Source organism: Arthrobacter sp. TE26545, assembly GCF_056279005.1.
In genome coordinates, this window is record NZ_JBWBQM010000001.1 from 2,485,869 (window position 1) to 2,503,850 (window position 17,982).

14 protein-coding genes and 1 tRNA gene are annotated in these 17,982 nt (G+C 68.0%); 10 read left to right on the forward strand and 5 right to left on the reverse strand.

Translation table 11 applies throughout. From position 1 onward, the window contains the following. Positions 1–27 precede the first annotated feature (27 nt). Genes thrC through argS form a run of 4 tightly spaced genes read right to left on the reverse strand, consistent with a single transcriptional unit; the run spans position 28 to position 5,594 of the window. Positions 28–1,134 (reverse strand): threonine synthase, encoded by a 1,107-nt coding sequence (gene thrC / locus ACZ9CK_RS11180; protein WP_476049979.1) that lies wholly within the window; start codon positions 1,132–1,134, stop codon positions 28–30. Next, positions 1,135–2,451, reverse strand: a complete 1,317-nt coding sequence (locus ACZ9CK_RS11185) for a homoserine dehydrogenase (RefSeq protein WP_426298453.1) — start codon at positions 2,449–2,451, stop codon at positions 1,135–1,137. Further along, complete coding sequence (lysA, locus tag ACZ9CK_RS11190; protein ID WP_476049980.1) at positions 2,444–3,925, reverse strand: diaminopimelate decarboxylase; 1,482 nt, start codon at positions 3,923–3,925, stop codon at positions 2,444–2,446. The genes ACZ9CK_RS11185 and lysA overlap by 8 nt, the downstream gene beginning before the upstream one ends. A gap of 4 nt (positions 3,926–3,929) precedes the next feature. Beyond that, positions 3,930–5,594: an arginine--tRNA ligase gene (gene argS, locus ACZ9CK_RS11195; protein ID WP_426298457.1), complete on the reverse strand. Its 1,665-nt coding sequence runs from the start codon at positions 5,592–5,594 to the stop codon at positions 3,930–3,932. A gap of 193 nt (positions 5,595–5,787) precedes the next feature. Here argS and ACZ9CK_RS11200 point away from each other — a divergent pair, with 193 nt between their 5' ends. The 6 genes from ACZ9CK_RS11200 to ACZ9CK_RS11225 all read left to right on the forward strand — a co-directional run bounded on the left by ACZ9CK_RS11200 (position 5,788) and on the right by ACZ9CK_RS11225 (position 10,463). Then, entirely contained in the window at positions 5,788–6,282 is a 495-nt protein-coding gene (locus ACZ9CK_RS11200; RefSeq protein WP_476049981.1) for an FMN-binding protein, read from the forward strand. Between the two features lie 5 nt (positions 6,283–6,287). Continuing rightward, positions 6,288–7,160 carry an FAD:protein FMN transferase gene (locus ACZ9CK_RS11205; RefSeq protein ID WP_476049982.1) on the forward strand — a complete coding sequence of 291 codons (873 nt, stop codon included), beginning with the start codon at positions 6,288–6,290 and terminating at the stop codon, positions 7,158–7,160. Continuing rightward, positions 7,157–8,689 (forward strand): FAD-dependent oxidoreductase, encoded by a 1,533-nt coding sequence (locus ACZ9CK_RS11210; protein WP_476049983.1) that lies wholly within the window; start codon positions 7,157–7,159, stop codon positions 8,687–8,689. Before ACZ9CK_RS11205 ends, ACZ9CK_RS11210 begins: the two co-directional genes overlap by 4 nt. Positions 8,690–8,830: 141 nt before the next feature. Then, a tRNA-Arg gene (locus ACZ9CK_RS11215) sits at positions 8,831–8,903 on the forward strand. 167 nt (positions 8,904–9,070) lie between these two features. After that, positions 9,071–10,114 (forward strand): M4 family metallopeptidase, encoded by a 1,044-nt coding sequence (locus ACZ9CK_RS11220; RefSeq protein ID WP_426298465.1) that lies wholly within the window; start codon positions 9,071–9,073, stop codon positions 10,112–10,114. 58 nt (positions 10,115–10,172) lie between these two features. After that, positions 10,173–10,463: a protealysin inhibitor emfourin gene (locus tag ACZ9CK_RS11225; protein WP_426298467.1), complete on the forward strand. Its 291-nt coding sequence runs from the start codon at positions 10,173–10,175 to the stop codon at positions 10,461–10,463. A 17-nt stretch (positions 10,464–10,480) separates the two neighbouring features. Here the strand turns inward: ACZ9CK_RS11225 and ACZ9CK_RS11230 are convergent, their stop codons facing one another. Beyond that, positions 10,481–11,449, reverse strand: a complete 969-nt coding sequence (locus ACZ9CK_RS11230) for a GlxA family transcriptional regulator (RefSeq protein ID WP_476049984.1) — start codon at positions 11,447–11,449, stop codon at positions 10,481–10,483. Positions 11,450–11,530: 81 nt separating this feature from the next. Here ACZ9CK_RS11230 and ACZ9CK_RS11235 point away from each other — a divergent pair, with 81 nt between their 5' ends. The 4 genes from ACZ9CK_RS11235 (at position 11,531) to ACZ9CK_RS11250 (ending at position 17,972) form a co-directional block, all read left to right on the forward strand. Further along, positions 11,531–11,701 (forward strand): hypothetical protein, encoded by a 171-nt coding sequence (locus ACZ9CK_RS11235; RefSeq protein WP_162943697.1) that lies wholly within the window; start codon positions 11,531–11,533, stop codon positions 11,699–11,701. A 149-nt stretch (positions 11,702–11,850) separates the two neighbouring features. After that, a complete protein-coding gene (locus ACZ9CK_RS11240; RefSeq protein WP_426298471.1) occupies positions 11,851–12,819 on the forward strand; it encodes a helix-turn-helix transcriptional regulator in 969 nt (322 codons plus the stop codon). Between the two features lie 14 nt (positions 12,820–12,833). Further along, positions 12,834–16,877: an ATP-dependent RNA helicase HrpA gene (gene hrpA / locus ACZ9CK_RS11245; RefSeq protein WP_476049985.1), complete on the forward strand. Its 4,044-nt coding sequence runs from the start codon at positions 12,834–12,836 to the stop codon at positions 16,875–16,877. Positions 16,878–16,973: 96 nt separating this feature from the next. Continuing rightward, positions 16,974–17,972 carry a beta-ketoacyl-ACP synthase III gene (locus tag ACZ9CK_RS11250; protein ID WP_426298475.1) on the forward strand — a complete coding sequence of 333 codons (999 nt, stop codon included), beginning with the start codon at positions 16,974–16,976 and terminating at the stop codon, positions 17,970–17,972. Positions 17,973–17,982: the final 10 nt, after the last annotated feature.

A 17,982-nucleotide genomic window follows, 5' to 3' on the forward strand; every position in this document is an offset into this window, starting at 1 on the left:
CTTCCAGTCCTGTTTAGCGTCCGGAGCCTAGCGGGCGTCCAGGCCCAGCTCGCTTGCCACGGTGACGACGTCGTTCGGCACCTTGACGGGCTGAACTTCACTGCCGTCGGCAGTACGGAGGGCCCACTGCGGGTCCTTCAGGCCGTGTCCGGTGACAGTGATGACGATCGTCTTGCCGGTGGGCACCTCGCCTGCGGCGTGCTTCTTGATCAGGCCCGCGACGCCGGCGGCGGAACCGGGCTCTACGAAGACACCTTCCTTGGAGGACAACCAGCGGTGGGCATCCAGGATTTCCTCGTCGGTCACGGCTTCGATGAGGCCGCCGGACTCATCGCGTGCGGCGACGGCGGTGTCCCAGGACGCCGGGTTGCCGATGCGGATGGCGGTGGCGATGGTGTCCGGCTCCGTGATCGGGTGGCCTGCGACGAAGGGCGCGGCGCCGGCAGCCTGGAAGCCCCACATGGCCGGCGTCTTGGTGGACACGGCCGGCAGGGTGCCCGCGGTGGCGGACTCGAAGGGGGCGGAGTACTCCTTGTAGCCCTTCCAGTAGGCGCTGATGTTGCCGGCGTTGCCGACGGGCAGCACGTGGATGTCCGGGGCGTCGCCCAGGGCGTCAACCACTTCGAAGGCACCGGTCTTCTGGCCCTGGATACGGGCCGGGTTCACCGAGTTCACCAGGAACACCGGGTAGGACTCGCCCAGCTTGCGGGCGATGTCCAGGCAGTTGTCGAAGTTGCCGTCGACCTGCAGCAGGGTGGCACCGTGGGCGATCGCCTGGCTGAGCTTGCCCATGGAGATCTTGCCTTCGGGAACCAGGACGGCGCACTTCAGGCCGGCAGCGGTGGCGTAGGCCGCGGCGGAGGCGGAGGTGTTGCCGGTGGAGGCGCACACGACGGCCTTGGCCCCGGCCTCGACGGCTGCGGTCATGGCCATGGTCATGCCGCGGTCCTTGAAGGACCCGGTGGGGTTCATGCCTTCGACCTTGAGGAACACCTGGGATCCGGTGAGCTCGGACAGCTTCTCCGCGTGGACCAGCGGGGTGCCGCCCTCGCCGAGGGTAATGACCTTGGTGGCTTCCGTGACAGGCAGACGTTCAGCGTATTCGCGGATTACCCCGCGCCATTGGTGAGCCACTTAGACCCCTTCTACCCGCAGTACGGATGTGACGGAATTGATGACGTCGAGGGCCCTGACGGCCTCGACGGTTGCCGCGAGTGCGGCTTCGGATGCACGGTGCGTGACGATCTTCAGTTCGGCCGACTCGATGTTCGAAGCGGCGTCACGGTGGATGGTCTGGCGCATGATCTCGATGGAGACGCCGTTCTCCGCAAAGATGTGGGCGATCCGGGCCAGCACCCCGGCCTGGTCGGCGACGTCGAGGCCGATGTAGTAGCTGGTCTCGGAGGCTTCCACCGGAAGCGCAGGGACGTGGCCGGTGGTGGTTTCGGTGCGGCCGGGGCCGCCCAGCACGAGGCGGCGCGCGGCAGACACAAGGTCGCCGAGCACTGCCGAGGCCGTCGGGGTGCCGCCGGCACCCTGGCCGTAGAACATCAGTTCGCCGGCGTTCTCCGCCTCGATGAAGACAGCGTTGAAGGCGCCGCGGACGGCCGCCAGGGGGTGCTCGCGCGGCAGGAGCGTGGGGTGCACGCGCACCGAAACGCCCTCGCCGCCGTCGGCGTCCACCAGCTTCTCGGCGATGGCGAGCAGCTTGATGACAAAGCCGGCTTCCTTCGCCGAGGCGATGTCCGACGCGGTGACCTTGGTGATGCCTTCGCAGTGGACGTTTTCCAGGGCGAAGCGGGTGTGGAAGGACAGCGAGGCCAGGATGGCGGCCTTCGCGGCGGCGTCATGGCCCTCGACGTCGGCGGTGGGGTCCGCTTCCGCGTAGCCCAGGCGCTGTGCCTCGGCCAGGGCGTCGGCGAACTGGGCGCCGGTGGTGTCCATCTGGTCGAGGATGAAGTTGGTGGTGCCGTTCACGATGCCGAGCACGCGGGTGATGCGGTCGCCGGAGAGGCTGTCGCGGATGGGGCGCAGGATCGGGATCGCACCGGCGACGGCGGCCTCGTAGGACAGCTGTACACCGGCCTTGTCGGCGGCTTCGTAGAGGGCGGGTCCGTCCTGCGCCAACAGGGCCTTGTTGCCGGTGACGACGCAGGCGCCGTTCTCGATCGCGGTGAGGATCAGGGAGCGGGCCGGCTCGATGCCGCCGAGAAGCTCGATGACGAGGTCGGCGTCCTTGACCAGGGTGTCGGCGTCAGTGGTGAACAGCTCGCGCGGCAGTTCGACGTCGCGCTTGGCATCGAGGTTGCGCACGGCAATCCCGGAGAGCTCCAGGCGGGCGCCGCTGCGGGCGGCCAAGGCCTCGGCGTCGTCAAGCAGAATCCGCGCCACCTGTGCCCCGACGTTGCCACAACCCAGCAGGGCCACTTTCAAGGTGCGCACTTCAGACATTCGCCACTCCCATGTCGCGGTTCAACAGATCTTCTTCGGTTTCCCCGCGGACAATCCACCGGGCTGCCCCGCCGCGCACAGCGACGACGCCCGGCCGGGCCAGGTAGTTGTAGTTGCTGGAGAGGGCCCAGCAGTAGGCGCCGGTACCCGGTACTGCGAGCAAATCACCGGCTGCCACATCCGCGGGCAGATATACATCTCTAACAACTATGTCGCCGCTCTCGCAATGTTTGCCCACCACTCGGGACAGCTGCGGTTCGGCAAGGGACGTCCGGGAGGCGAGAACGGCCGAATAATCCGCGTCGTAGAGCACCGGACGGGCGTTGTCGCTCATGCCGCCGTCGACCGACACATAGCGGCGCGGGAACGTAACGTTTTCGCCCCCGGCGGCACCGGCAAGCGCGGCCGCCGGGGCGTCCACGCGCACCGTTTTCAGGGTGCCGGTCTCGTACAGGGTAAAGGTGCTGCTGCCGACGATCGCACGGCCGGGCTCGATGGAGATGCGCGGGGCCTTGATGCCCAGTTCCGCACAGCTGGAACGCACGACGGCGGCCATTGCCTGCGCGATCTCCGCCGCAGGGCGGGGCGTGTCCACCGGGGTGTAGGCGATGCCGTAGCCGCCGCCAAGGTCCAGTTCCGGCAGGGTGATGGAGTATTTCGACTGCATGGCCGCGAGGAAGGCCAGCAGCTTTTCGGCGGCAAGGGCGAAGCCCTCGGGTTCGAAGATCTGCGAGCCGATGTGGCAGTGCAGGCCAAGCAGTTCCACGCTCGGGTAGGCGGTGGCTGCCGCCACGGCTTCCTCCGCTGCGGAGAGGCCTGCCTCCTCGGTGGAGTCCTCTGCCATGGAGAGGCCGAACTTCTGGTCCTCGTGGGCGGTGGCGATGAACTCGTGCGTGTGGGCGTGCACGCCCGGGGTCAGGCGCAGCATCACCTTGGCCACCTCGCCGCGGGCGGAGGCGATCTTGGCCACGCGTTCGAGTTCGTCCAGGCTGTCCACGACGATCCGGCCGAGTTTCATGTCCAGGGCGCGGTTGATCTCGGCGTCGGACTTGTTGTTGCCGTGCAGGCCGAGGTTCGCGCCATCGATCCTGGCGCGGGCGGCCACTGCGAGCTCGCCGCCGGAACAGGTGTCCAGGCGCAGGCCCTCCTCAGCAACCCAGGAGGCGACAGCCGTGCACAGGAAGGACTTGCCCGCGTAATAGACGTCCACTCCCCCGCAGATGTCTGCAAAGGCGGCGTCGAAGGCGTCCTTGAAGGCGCGGGCCCGGGCGCGGAAGTCGGTTTCGCTCATCACGAAAAGCGGGGTGCCGAACCTGGCCTTGAGCTCGCTGACGGGAATGCCGTCAATGGCGAGCTCGCCGGCGTCGTTCCGTTCAACGCCCGCCGCCCACATGGGGGCGTGAAGCGCGTTCAAGTCCGCCGGCACGGCGAGCCATTCCGGGGCGAGGGGCGATGCTGCGGTTTCTGCGGTCACGCGATCACATCCGTTCCGGCGCGGAGACGCCCAGCAGTCCGAGGCCGTTGGCGAGGACCTGGCTCGTGGCGTCGTTCAGCCACAGGCGCGTGCGGTTCACGTCGCGGACGGGTTCTTCGCCCTGCGGCGAGACACGGCAGGCGTCGTACCAGCGGTGGTAGGCGCCGGCGATCACTTCCAGGTGGCGGGCCACCCGGTGCGGTTCGCGGAACTCGGCGGCCTTGGCCACGATCGAGGGGTAGCTGCCCAGGTAGGACAGGAGCTCGTTCTCCGTGGCGTGGTCCAGCAGCGAGGCGTCGAAGGCGTCCTCGCCGTTCACCTGGCGTTCGACGCCGGCCTCGGCCGCGTTGCGTGCCGTGCCGCGCGAACGGGCATGGGCGTACTGGACGTAGAACACCGGGTTCTCGTTGCTGTTCTTCTTCAGCAGTTCCGGATCCAGGGTCAGCGGCGAGTCAGCGGGGAAGCGGGCCAGGGAGTAGCGCACGGCGTCGGTGCCGAGCCAGGAGATGAGGTCCTTGAGCTCGATGATGTTGCCGGCACGCTTGGACAGCTTGGCGCCGTTGACCGACACCAGCTGGCCGATAAGGACCTCGATGTTGGTTTCCGGGTCGTCGCCGGCACAGGCGGCAATGGCCTTGAGGCGGTTGATGTAGCCGTGGTGGTCCGCGCCCAGCAGATAGATCTTCTCGGGGAAGCCGCGGTCCTTCTTGGACAGGTAGTAGGCGGCGTCGGCGGCGAAGTACGTGGGTTCGCCGTTGGCCCGGATCATCACGCGGTCCTTGTCGTCGCCGAAGTCCGTGGTGCGCAGCCAGACGGCGCCGTCCTTGTCGAACACGTGGCCCTGCTCGCGCAGGCGGGCGACGGCGGATTCGATGGCGCCGTGATCGTGGAGGTCCTGCTCGGAGAAGTAGACGTCGAAGGACACACCGAATTCGGCGAGCGTGGCCTTGATGTCCGCCATCTGGGCCTCGTAGGCGGCCTGGCGGATGACCGGCAGGGCGGCCTCGTCCGTGAGTTCGCGGATGGCCGGGTGGGCCTTGAGGACCTCATCGCCGAGTTCGACGATGTACTGGCCCGGGTAGCCGCCCTCCGGAACGTCACGGCCGTGCAGGCGGGACAGCACGGAGTTGGCGAAGACGTTCATCTGGGAGCCGGCGTCGTTGATGTAGTATTCGGCCGTGACGTCGGCACCGGAGGCACGCAGCACGCGGGCGATCGAATCGCCGAGCGCGGCCCAGCGGGTGTGGCCGATGTGCAGCGGGCCTGTGGGGTTGGCCGAGACGAATTCCATGTTGACCACGTGGCCGGCCAGCGCCTGGTTGCTTCCATAGGAGCTTCCGGCTTCCACGATCACCTTGGCCAGGGCGCCGGCGGCGGCAGCGTCCACGGTGATGTTCAGGAAGCCGGGACCGGCGATGTCCACGGCCGTGACGCCGTCGATCTCCTTGAGCCGGGTGCTCAGGAGCGTGGCGAATTCACGCGGGTTGGTGCCGGCCTTCTTGGCCAGTTGGAGGGCAATGTTCGTGGCCCAGTCACCGTGCTCCCGGTTCTTGGGTCGCTCCACGCGCACGTCATCCGGCAGATCGGATTCGGAAAGGGCGACGTCGCCGGCGGCGACAGCGTCTTTCAGGCAGGCGGATATGGCGGCAGAGAGTTCTTCGGGAGTCACCCGTCTAGCGTACCGTCGGGGCTTGCAAGTGGAGGAATTGCAACAGCCGGCGTCACAGCATGGGCACAGATCCGGCTGCCGTTGCGCACAGCATGAACCAATACGCTGGTTCCGACGTCAAAGGAATGAAACGCTTTGGCACCCTGTCAGTTCAACCCTGCCCCGCATCTTGTCCAGTTGAAACGAGCACACCATGACCACGCCACTTCGCAAGAGCCTCCTCGCCGGCGTCGCCGGACTCTCCCTCGCCGGAGCGGTGGCGGCCTGCGCCCCCACTGCCCAAACCCCGACTGCCCAGACTCCGTCCGCGCAGACGCCGTCGGCCACACCGTCCACCGGTAGTTCCGGCGCAAGCGGGGACCCGGCATCTTCCAATCCGGCCGGCAACTCCAACGGCTACAAGGACGGCAGCTACAGCGCGGACGGCCACTACACCTCGCCCAACGGCACCGAAACCGTGGACGTCCAGCTGACCCTGGCGGACGGGACCGTCACCGGAGTGGAGATCACCACCCACCCCACCAACCCCAATACCCGGAAGTTCCAGGGCGAGTTCAAGGACGGCATCGCCGCCCAGATCGTTGGAAAGAAGCTCGATGAGCTCAGCGTGTCCAAGGTAGCGGGTTCTTCGCTGACCAGTGGCGGCTTCAACGAGGCCGTCGAATCCATCAAGGCCCAGGCGAAGTAACCGCCATGCCGCACCCCGGCTGGGATTCCTTCTCCTTTGACGGCATCGGCACCGCCTGGCAAATCTCGACGCCGGCCCCGCTCGCTCCTGCAGTGCGCACCCGCTTGCTGCAGGCCGTGGAAGAGTACGACGTCAGCTACTCCCGTTTCCGGCCGGATTCACGGATCGCTGAACTGGCGCGGGCGGCCGGAACGGTGACCCTGCCGGATCACGCGGAACGGCTGGGCTCCGTGTTCCGCACCTTGTACCGGCTCAGCGGCGGCTCGATGACGCCGCTGGTCGGCGGGAGCCTGGAGCAGCTCGGCTACGGGGCGGACTACGCCCTGGTTCCCCGCGGCCCGGCCCGGCCCGCGCCGCCCTGGGAAGACGTCCTCCACTGGGAAGGCAGCACGGTGGGCTGCAGCGAGCCGGTGGTGCTCGACGTCGGAGCCGCCGGAAAGGGGCAGCTGGTGGACCTGCTGGCGGAGACCCTGCGGGCGGACGGCATCGCGCATTACCTGGTGGACGGCAGCGGCGACATGATCCACGCCGGGCCCTCGCCGCTGCGGGTGGGCCTGGAACACCCGTACGATCCCGCACAGGCGATCGGCGTCGTCGAACTCGGCGACAGGGCGCTGTGCGCTTCGGCGAGCAACCGGCGGGCCTGGGGTGACGGGCTGCACCACGTGCTGGACGCCACCACCGGCAGGCCGGTGGACACCGTGGTCGCCACCTGGACGATGGCAGCAAGCACTTTGGAAGCCGATGCCCTGGCCACGGCGTTGTTCCTTGTGGAGCCACGGCTGTTGGAGGAAGAATTCGAATTCGACTGGCTCAGGGTTTTTTCGGACGGCAGGGCGCACTGCTCGCAGGGCTTTGAAGGGGCGCTGTTCACATGACCGTTGGCTTCGGCTCCGCCAAATCGCGGCTCGACACCTGGTTGGGCCGCTTCACCATGTACAGGCTGATTCTCTGGGTGCTCGCGCTCCTCGGGACATACAGCCTGGTGCTCAACGCCCTCGGCTGGCTGACGTTCGGCCTGCCGGACATGCTGGCGCACGCCGCGCTCTGCATCGGGCTGACGTACCTGGCCGGCCGCCTCTTCGCCACGCTCTTCCGCGTCCGGCCGCATTCGGAATCCTCCCTGATCACCGGCCTGCTGCTCTTCTTCCTGTTCTGGCCCAGCGATCTGCTGCCCACGGTCGCGTGGCCGGACCTGGCAGGCGTGGCGCTGGCCTGCGTGCTGGCCTCGGCATCGAAGTACCTGCTGGCCTTCCGAGGGCGGCACATCTTCAACCCGGCCGCCGCCGGTGCGTTCATCGTTTCGCTGACAGGCCTGAATGTCGCCACATGGTGGGCGGCCACCCCCGCGATGCTGTGGGCGCTCCTGCCGGCGGTCGCCCTGATCATGTACCGGACCAGGAAGGTGCTGATGGCTTCGACCTTCCTGCTGGTGTCGGGCTCGATCGTCTTCAGCGAGCTGCTTCGCGCCGGAATGTCGCCAGGGGCGGCCCTCTGGCAGCCGTTCGCGCAGCGGCCTCTGCTGTTCTTCGCCGGGTTCATGCTGACGGAGCCGCTCACCCTGCCGCCCCGGCGCTGGCAGCAGCTGGCGCTTGCCGCCGTCGTCGGGGTGGTCTTCGCGGTGCCGTACAACCTGGGCTTCGTGGCGAACTCCCCCGAGCTGGCACTGCTGCTGGGCAACCTGCTGGCCTTCTTCGCCGGCCAGCGCGGCGGCATCAGGCTGGTGTTCACGGGATCCCGGCCGCTGACACCCACCACCACGGAGCTGCGTTTCGCGCCGGGCCGTCCCGTCCGCTTCACGCCGGGGCAGTACATGGAACTTGACCTTCCGCACTCTTCCTCCGATGGAAAGGGACGACGCCGGATCTTCAGCCTGAGCAGCGCGCCCGGCACCGGCGAGCTGACGTTCGGGGTGGGGACGGCGGAACCGTTGTCCTCGGCGAAGCGAGCCCTGCTGGAGCTGGCGCCCGGCGATCCCTTGCGGGCAACCGCGGTGGGCGGCGACTTCGTGCTGCCGCGCGACGGCGGGACGCCCGTGCTGCTGATCGCGGCGGGTATCGGGATCACCCCGTTCCTTTCCCAGCTGGCGTCCGGGGCGGCGCGGGACCGTGACATCGTGGTGCTCTACCTGGCCCCGGGCGCCGAGGAACTGGCGTGCCCGGACGTGCTTGCGGCCTCGGGTGCGCGGGTGCTCGTGCGGCTTGCCGACGGTTCCGCGCCCCCGGAGTTCTTGCACGACGCCGGCACGGTCCGGATTGACGGCTCTTCGCTGCGGGAGCTGGTGCCGGACATCGCCCAACGGACGGTGTACGTGTCCGGATCCCCCGCCCGGGTGGAGGCCCTTCGCAGCGCCGCCCGGCACGCCGGGGCGCGGCGCGTCCGGGTGGATGCCTTCGCCGGATACTGAGAAGTTCCGGGAGCCTATGCGGAGGCCGGACACCTGATTGCGGGGCCGGAGGCGGCCGCCGCGCCGTTTTTTCATTGCTTTTTCACTGCGGCCCGCGGACCTGCTAAGCTCGTCAACGTCCCGGAAACGGGAACCCCGGATGCCCTCGTAGCTCAGGGGATAGAGCGTCTGCCTCCGGAGCAGAAGGCCGTAGGTTCGAATCCTATCGAGGGCACATTCCTTTTGAGGACACAGAAACCCCGCCATTCGCAGGAATGGCGGGGTTTTTGCGTTGCAGGCGCAGGCACCATGGCGGACATGCCCGTGGCGGGCGGCCAAATTGTCGGCGCCCGCTCCTAAGCTGATTCGTACCGGCTCCGCCAGACGCTAAGGGGTTTGCCAATGATCTGTTCCATTGTTCCTCCGTACATGCTGCGCCGCCTCGCCGCCCGCCCGGAACCCAGGCTCCGAGCCATCGCGCGGGCCGCGAAGGAATCGCTGCTGCATATCAAGGGCCTGCAGGCCGCCCGCGCCCTCCCGGTGCCCGCCACGCCACCCAGCGCACGCCAGGCCCCACCCGCCCCGCCCAAGCGCACCATCTTCGACGCCGCATCCACCGAAACCCTGCCGGGCACGCTGGTGCGGAAGGAAGGAATGCCACCGGTCGGGGATGCCGCAGCCGACGAAGCCTATGACGGACTTGGGGATACCCACAGCCTCTACGCCGACATCTTCGAACGGAACTCCATCGACGGCGAGGGCCTCAAGCTCGATGCCACGGTCCATTTCGGCGAGCTCTACGACAATGCCTTCTGGGACGGCCGCCAGATGGTTTTCGGCGACGGCGACGGCGAGATCTTCCAGCGCTTCACCAAGTCATTGAGCGTGATCGGCCACGAACTTGCCCACGGCGTCACCCAGTACACGGCCGGCCTCGCCTACCGGAACCAGGCGGGCGCCCTGAACGAATCCATGTCCGACGTCTTCGGCGTCCTGGTGGAGCAATACGCGCGGAAGCAGCCCGCCTCGGAAGCGAACTGGCTGATCGGCGAAGGCCTTTTCACCGACGCCGTGCAGGGCGTGGCCCTGCGTTCCCTGAAGGCGCCGGGAACGGCATACGACGACGAGGTCCTGGGCAAGGACCCGCAGCCTGATTCCATGGACAGCTATGTCCGCACCACCGCGGACAACGGTGGGGTCCATATCAATTCGGGCATCCCCAACCGGGCGTTCTACCTGGTGGCATCGGAGCTGGGCGGCAACGCCTGGGAAGGGCCGGGGCAGATCTGGTACGGAACCCTGACCAGTGGATCCCTCCCTCCTGCGTGCACCTTCGGCAAGTTCGCCAGGACCACCATCGCCACTGCAGAGGAACTGTTCGGCAGCGGCTCCGCCGAGCATGACGCCGTTCTGAAGGCGTGGGAAACTGTAAAGGTCAAGGTCTGACTCCAGCGCCGGCCGCCAGCGGATTCCGCATCCGGGGCAGCACGAAGATCGGTGAGGCATGAAAATCACTGTCCGTCGCAGCGGGGGCATCGCCGCACTGACGCGTGTCTGGAGCGTCAATGCCGTCTCCGCGGACGACAAGGAGCGCTGGATGCCGCTCGTGGAGGCCTGCCCATGGGAAGAGGCCAAGGCTCTGTCGCGCAACGCCAATGAACCGGACCGTTTCATGTACTCGATCCGCGCCGGGCAGCACCGCGCCACCCTGCCGGACCGGGAAGTCACCGGCCCCTGGGAAGAATTGGTGGAATCCGCCAAGGCGGAGGGTTCCGAAAGCCGTGGGTCGCGCTGAGCCACCCCACCCCTGAGCTACCCCACTTCGGCAAGTTGACCCCGGAAGGCCCGGCGGTAGGACTGCGGGCTGGTGTCCAGGACCTTGGCGAAATGGTGCCGCATCAGCACCGAGTGGCCGAATCCTGCTTCCCTCGCCACCTCGTCGATGTTCAGGTCGCTGCTTTCCAGCAACTCCTGGGCCCGCAGCACGCGCTGTGAGTTGAGCCAAGCCGCCGGTGTTGCCCCGGTTTCGGCCCGGAAGCGGCGGGCGAAGGTCCTTGGCGACATGTGCAGCCGCTCAGCCAACTCGGCGACACTGTGCTCCTGGTCCAGGTTCTCCACCATCCAGCGCAGCAGGGCTTCCATCGGTGCCGAGCCGCAACTCGGCATCGGCCTGTCGATGTACTGGGCCTGCCCGCCGTCGCGGTGCGGTGCCACCACCATGTCCCGGGCGATGGCGGCCGCGACCTTCGCACCCAGCTCCACGCGGACCAAATGCAGGCATGCGTCGATGCCGGAGGCCGTGCCCGCGCTGGTGATGATGGTGCCGTCCTGCACATAGAGGACGTTTTCATCCACCCGGGCCTTGGGATAGCGGCCCGCCAGGTCCTGCGAATAGTGCCAATGGGTGGTGCAGCGGCGCCCGTCCAGCAATCCGGCCCGGGCAAGCGCATAGGCGCCGGAGCAGATGGACAGCACCCAGGCGCCCCGTTCATGCGCGGCCCGGAGGGTTTCCAGGACTTCCACCGGAACGTCCAGGTCGCGACCGTAGGGCGCCATGATGATCAGGTCCGCATCGGAGGCGGCCGACAGGTCCAGGCCCACATGCATCGACAAGCCGGACTTCATGGGGACGTCACCGGGTTGCGGGGTGCAGACACGGAAATCGAACTTCGGTACGCCGCCCTCCCGCCCGGAACGGTCAATGCCGAAAATCTCAAAGGCGGTCCCGAACTCGAAGATCGAAAAGCCCGGAACAACGATGACAGCCACTGATTTCAACATATCTCCAGTGTGGCAGAAATTTTGCTAAATGGGTCATTTCTGCCACTGTTTCTTGGAGCTGGCCAGGCAGACGATGGAGGCATGGAAATCCTCGTAGCCTTCATCGTCATCATCGTCCTGCTGGCTATCGCAGCCACCATCTCGGCAGTCCTCCGCGACGGCCGGGGCCACATCCCGCCGGTCCGCTCCGAACGCGACTGGCGCGCCCTCGACCTCCCCAGCAGCGCTTACTGGACCATGCGCCTGCTCTGATCAGCCGGCCGGCTGCACTCAGCCGACCGCAACTCCGCCGGGGGCCCCGCCTGAGGCACGAAGGCGGGGAGCCGCCGGGTGGGCCCACGGCGGCGAGGGGCCCCGCCTGAGGCACGAAGGCGGGGAGCCGCGGGACTAAGCTTTGGTCCATGATCCAAAGCTCCGCCCGGCTGCTGCAGTTGCTGTCCTTGCTGCAGCTGCGGCGGGAATGGACCGGCCCGGCCCTGGCCGAGCGCATGGGCGTCACGGAACGCACCGTGCGCCGGGACATCGACAAACTCCGCACCCTCGGATACCCCATCCACGCCTCGCCCGGAATTGCGGGCGGTTACCAGCTGGGAGCCGGCGCCCAGCTGCCCCCGCTTTTGCTCGACGACAACGAGGCCCTGGCGGTCGCCCTCGGACTGAATTCGGTGGCCGCCGGACCAGTTGCCGGAATCGGCGAAGCCTCCGTGCGGGCCCTCGCCAAGCTTGAACAGGTGCTGCCTGCCAGGCTTCGCCCGCGCTTCGCCACCCTCAAAGCCGCCGTCACTACACTGCCCAGCAACGCGGCCGCGGTGGATCCGCACCAGCTCACGGTGGTGTCCTCTGCCATCGCGGACCGCCGGCTGATCCGTTTCGACTACGCCAAGCCGGACGGCACGGTGGACCGCCGCACCGCCGAGCCGTACCGCTTGGTGGACACGGGCCGCCGCTGGTACCTCGTGGCGTGGGACCTCGAGCGCGAAGACTGGCGCACCTTCCGCGCGGACCGCATCGCCTCGCTGCCGGCCGCCACCAAGAAATTCCTGCCCCGGCCGCTCCCGGCGGAGGACCTCGCCGCCTACGTCCAGCAGTCGGTGACCCGTTCGCCCTACCGCTATGACGTCGTCGTGCGCCTGTTCGCCCCGATCGGCGAGGTGGCCGCCGTCGTCGGCCCGCAGCTGGCGACCCTGACCGACGACGGCGGGTCCGCCACGCTGCTGCATGCCGGCTGGGACAGCCTGGCTCAGCCCGCCGCGCACCTTGCAGCCCTGGGCATGGAGTTCGAAATCCTCTCGCCACCGGAATTCAAGGAGTACGCCGTATTGCTGGCCGGCCGGCTGGCGCGCTCGGCGGGGGACCCGGCGCCACAGTAGACTGGCTTCCAGCCATGACACTTCATATCTCCTACCCCGCAGAGCTGCCGGTCTCCGAACGCCGCGAGGACATTATGGCGGCCATCGCCGCGAACCAGGTCACGATCATCGCGGGCGAGACGGGTTCGGGCAAGACCACCCAGATTCCGAAAATGTGCCTTGAGCTGGGGCTCGGCGACAAGGGACTGATCGGGCACACCCAGCCCCGTCGCCTTGCCGCACGCACGGTGGCGGAGCGCATCGCCTTCGAGCTCGGTGTGGAGATTGGCCAGGAGGTGGGCTTCCAGGTCAGGTTCACCGGCGAGACCGGCAGGAACACCCGGATCAAGCTCATGACGGACGGCATCCTGCTGGCGGAGATCCAGCGGGACAAGCTGCTGCGCAAATACAGCACCATCATCATCGACGAGGCCCACGAGCGCAGCCTCAACATCGACTTCATCCTCGGCTACCTCAAGCGCATCCTGCCGCAGCGCCCGGACCTGAAGATCATCATCACCTCGGCCACGATCGACCCCGAACGCTTCGCCCGGCATTTCGGCAGCGACGACGCCCCGGCGCCGATCATCGAGGTGTCCGGCCGCACGTACCCCGTGGAGATCCGCTACCGGCCGCTCTCCCAGCCGGCCGGCGGTCCGGCGGAGGGCGACGAAACCCCCGACGACGAACTCGAGGAAGACCGGGACCCACTGGACGCGGTGTGCGACGCCGTCGACGAGCTCGCCCAGGAGGCCCCCGGCGACATCCTCATTTTCTTCTCCGGCGAGCGCGAAATCCGCGACGCCGCAGAGGCCCTGAACGGCCGGATCCAGGCGAACCGGCGCCTTACCGGCACCGAGGTGCTCCCCCTGTACGCACGGCTCAGCCTGCAGGAGCAGCACCGGGTCTTCAACCCCGGCGGCAAGCGGCGGATCGTGCTGGCCACCAACGTCGCCGAGACCTCGCTCACCGTGCCCGGCATCAAGTACGTCGTCGACACCGGAACGGCCCGCATCTCCCGCTACTCGCACCGCACCAAGGTCCAGCGGCTGCCGATCGAACGGGTCTCGCAGGCCTCTGCCAGCCAGCGCTCCGGCCGCTGCGGCCGCGTCTCCGAAGGCATCGCCATCCGGCTGTACTCGGAAGAGGACTTCGAGTCCCGCCCGCAGTTCACCGACCCCGAAATCCTGCGTACCAACCTGGCCGCCGTCATCCTGCAGATGACCGCGATGGGCGTGGCACGCGGTCCCAAGGACATCGAGGCCTTCCCCTTCGTCGAGCCGCCGGAGTCGCGGGCAATCAACGACGGCGTGACCCTCCTCCGCGAGCTCGGCGCCCTCCGTGCCCCGTCGGCAGGCGGCCGCGGGCAGGGCGGACGCGGGCAGCAAGGCTCGCGGGAGCAAGGCGCAGGGGAGCAGCAGGGCGGGCTGACCGCCGTCGGGCATAAGCTCGCCCAGCTACCGGTGGACCCGCGCCTCGGCCGGATGATCGTGGAGGCCGGCAAGCGCGGCTGTGTCAAGGAAGTCATGATCCTGGCCGCAGCGCTCACCATCCAGGATCCGCGCGAGCGCCCCACGGACAAGCAGCAACTGGCCGCCGAGAAGCATGCACGTTTCCGGGACGAAAACTCTGACTTCACCGGCTACCTGAACCTGTGGAACTACATCCAGGAGCAGCAGCGCGAGCTGTCCTCCACCCAGTTCCGCCGGCTGTGCCGCAACGAGTTCATCAACTACCTGCGCGTGCGCGAATGGCAGGACCTGTTCCAGCAGCTGCGGCAGCTGGCCAAGCCGCTGGGAATCACGATCGACAACAAGCGCGAGGCCGATCCCGTGGGCCTGCACGAAGGCATCCACATCAGCCTGCTCTCCGGGCTGCTGAGCCACATCGGCCTGCTGGACGAGCGCAAGCGGGAGTACGCCGGTGCCCGCGGCAGCCGCTTCGCGATCTTCCCCGGTTCGGCCCTGTTCAAGAAGTCCCCCGCGTTCGTGATGGCCGCCGAACTGGTCGAAACCAGCCGGCTGTGGGCCAGGGTGGCAGCGAAGTTCGATCCGCTCTGGGTGGAGCAGGTGGCCCCGGACCTGGTGAAACGCTCCTACAGTGAGCCGCACTGGTCCAGCCGCAGCGGCTCGGTGATGGCGCACGAGAAGGTGACCCTGTACGGCGTGCCCGTCATCCCCAACCGGCGGGTCAACTACGGGCGCATCGATCCGGAGCTTTCGCGCGAACTCTTCATCCGCCATGCCCTGGTGGAAGGAGAATGGCGGACCCAGCACAAGTTCTTCCACCGCAATCGTGCGCTCCTGCATGAGATCGAGGAACTCGAAACCCGGATGCGCCGGCGCGACATCCTGGTGGACGACAACACGCTTTTCGAGTTCTACGACGCCCGGATCGGCAAGGACGTGGTGTCCGAGCGGCATTTCGACAAATGGTGGAAGGACGCCCGGCAACAGGACCCGGCACTCCTGGACTTCGACCAGTCGCTGCTGATAAGTGAGGACGCCGCCGAGCTGGACGATTCGGCGTACCCGAAAACGTGGCTGCACAAGGGCTTCGAGCTGCCGCTCAGCTACGAGTTCCATCCCGTCGCCCCGGGCTCCCCGCCCAATCCTTCCGACGGCGTCACCGCCGAGGTGCCCGTACTGTTCCTCAACCAGCTCGACGACGCCGCGTTCCGCTGGCAGATCCCGGGCCAGCGCATCGAACTGCTGACCGCCCTGATCAAGTCCCTGCCCAAACAGGTCCGCAAGAACTTCGTGCCGGCCCCGGATGTCGCCCGCCAGGCCGCCGCCGCCCTGGAAGCAGACTTCGATCCCGCCAGCGACGAACTCGAACCCTCCCTCGAACTCGTGCTGCGCCGCCTGCGCGGACACATCATCCCGCCCGGCTCCTGGAATTGGGGCGCCGTCCCGGCGCACCTGCGGGTCAGTTTCAAGGTAGTGGACAGCCGCGGCAAGGTCCTCGGCGAAGGCAAGGACCTCGCGGCCCTGCAGCAGGAGCTTGCCCCGGCCACGCGCCGCGCCATCGCCGAATCCCTCGGCGCCACCCCCGCGACGACGGCCCCCTCCGGCAAGAAGGCGACCGGAGGCCAGGCGGGCGGTAGTAAGGCAGCCGGGGCCGGCTTGCCGGGCGGCCCGGCCGCCAGCGCGGCATCCGGGAACGGCAACGCCGCTGGCGCACAGGCCGGCGGCGCCCCGGCCGCATTTGCCGAACAAGCCGGGCTCACCGAATGGAGCGTCGGCACCGTTGAACGGCAGATCAGCCGGCTGGTGAACGGCCACCAGGTGACCGGTTTCCCGGCACTGGTGGACGAAGGCAAGAGCGTGGCCCTGCGGGTCTTCCAGACCCGCGCCGAGCAGGAATCGGCCATGCGCGGCGGCGTCATCCGCCTGCTCGCCCTACGCGTCCCGCCGCCGGACCGCTACGTCCTGGAGCACCTGAACAACACGGAGAAGCTGACCTTCAGCCAGAACCCGCACGGCTCCGTCAGCGCCCTGATCGCCGACTGCGCCCTCGCCGCGATCGACAAACTGACTCCCGCGGAGCTGCCGTGGGACAGGAAGTCCTTCGACACCCTGTACGAAGCCGTGCGCGCGGAACTGATCGACACCGTGTTCACGGTGACCGCCGTCGTCGAGCGCATCCTCGCCAGCAGCCGCCGCATCGAAAAGCAGCTCAAGGGCAGCACCAGCCTGAGCCTGATCAGCGCCCTCAATGACATCAAGAGCCAGCTGGAACAGCTCGTCTTCCCCGGTTTTGTAGCACAGACGGGCTACGCCCAGCTCAGCCAGCTGCCGCGTTACCTGGCGGCCATCGAGAAGCGCCTGGAGAAGCTGCCGAACAACGTGCAGCGGGACGGCCTGAACATGGCCGCCGTCCAGGCACTGGAAGACGACTACGACGACGCCGTCGCGGCCCTCCGGCCGGGCGGCCGGGCCGGAAGCGAATTAACCCGGGTGCGCTGGATGATCGAAGAGCTCCGCGTGAGCCTCTTCGCCGTCGAACTCGGCACCGCCTACTCCGTCTCCGAGAAGCGCATCCGCACGGCACTGAACCAGGCACTCGCCCCGGCCTAGGCCGCAGGTACCGCCCCGACTTTCCCGACCGCATCGATTTTCCCGACCGCCCCGCCACACCCCAACTGCGGGCTGCCCCCATCTGAAAGGACCAGGATGACCCTGCCCCTTCCCGCCCTGCATCTTCCCAGTGGACCCGCCGGAACCCAGATCCTCGGCCTCGGACACGCCCAGCCCGTACGGGTGATGGACAACTTCGAGCTCGAGACGATCCTGGACACCAACGACGAATGGATCCGCCAGCGCACCGGGATCGTCACGCGGCACATTGCCGGCGAAGGCGAAACCGTCGCCACCCTGGCAACGGACGCGGCAGGCATGGCGCTCTCCGACTCGGGGCTGGCAGCGTCGCAGATCGACCTGGTGGTCGTCGCCACGACCACTTCGCAGGAGCGTTCCCCCAATACGGCCGGCCGGGTCGCGCAGGCACTCAGCCTCGGAGCGGACCACCGCGGCCCGGGCGTCATCGAGATCAACACAGCCTGCTCGGGCTTCGAGTACGCCCTCGGCATCGCCGACCAGGCCATCCGCGCCGGCTCCGCCAGCCACGCGATCGTCGTCGGCGCCGAAACGCTCTCCACTGTCACCGACTGGACGGACCGAAGCACCGCCGTGCTCGTCGCGGACGGGGCGGGCGCCGCCGTCGTGGGCCCCTCCGCTGGGCCCCGGATCGGTCCGGTGGTGTGGGGATCCCGCACGGACATGGCAGATTCGGTGCGGATCGGTCCCCCGGATGGCAAGTTCTCGCAGAACGGCCGGGAAGTGCTGCGCTGGGGCCTGCTCGACGCCGTCGGCCACGCCCGCGAGGCCGTGGAGCGGGCCGGGCTCACGCTGGGGGACATCGAGGTGTTGGTGGCCCACCAGGCGAACCTGCGCATCATCGAGCCCCTCGCCCAGGGCCTGGGGCTCAGCGACAAGGTGGTGGTGACCGACGTGATCGAGTCCGGCAACACCTCAGCCGCGAGCGTCCCGCTCGGCCTCAGCAAGTGGTGGCACGCCGGCCGTATCCCGGCCGACGCGCCGGCCCTGCTTTTCGGCTTCGGCGGCGGTTTCACCTACGCCGGCATGGTGGCCATGACCCCGAAACGCGGCTGATTCACGGCCG

Excerpts from the sequence above, each read along its gene's own strand:
- ACZ9CK_RS11185 (WP_426298453.1), bottom strand. The coding sequence starts at position 2,451 with ATGTCTGAAGTGCGCACCTTGAAAGTGGCCCTGCTGGGTTGTGGCAAC.
- ACZ9CK_RS11200 (WP_476049981.1), top strand. The coding sequence starts at position 5,788 with ATGACCACGCCACTTCGCAAGAGCCTCCTCGCCGGCGTCGCCGGACTC.
- ACZ9CK_RS11205 (WP_476049982.1), top strand. The coding sequence starts at position 6,288 with ATGCCGCACCCCGGCTGGGATTCCTTCTCCTTTGACGGCATCGGCACC.
- ACZ9CK_RS11210 (WP_476049983.1), top strand. The coding sequence starts at position 7,157 with ATGACCGTTGGCTTCGGCTCCGCCAAATCGCGGCTCGACACCTGGTTG.
- ACZ9CK_RS11220 (WP_426298465.1), top strand. The coding sequence starts at position 9,071 with ATGATCTGTTCCATTGTTCCTCCGTACATGCTGCGCCGCCTCGCCGCC.
- ACZ9CK_RS11225 (WP_426298467.1), top strand. The coding sequence starts at position 10,173 with ATGAAAATCACTGTCCGTCGCAGCGGGGGCATCGCCGCACTGACGCGT.
- ACZ9CK_RS11230 (WP_476049984.1), bottom strand. The coding sequence starts at position 11,449 with ATGTTGAAATCAGTGGCTGTCATCGTTGTTCCGGGCTTTTCGATCTTC.
- ACZ9CK_RS11235 (WP_162943697.1), top strand. The coding sequence starts at position 11,531 with ATGGAAATCCTCGTAGCCTTCATCGTCATCATCGTCCTGCTGGCTATC.
- ACZ9CK_RS11240 (WP_426298471.1), top strand. The coding sequence starts at position 11,851 with ATGATCCAAAGCTCCGCCCGGCTGCTGCAGTTGCTGTCCTTGCTGCAG.
- hrpA (WP_476049985.1), top strand. The coding sequence starts at position 12,834 with ATGACACTTCATATCTCCTACCCCGCAGAGCTGCCGGTCTCCGAACGC.
- ACZ9CK_RS11250 (WP_426298475.1), top strand. The coding sequence starts at position 16,974 with ATGACCCTGCCCCTTCCCGCCCTGCATCTTCCCAGTGGACCCGCCGGA.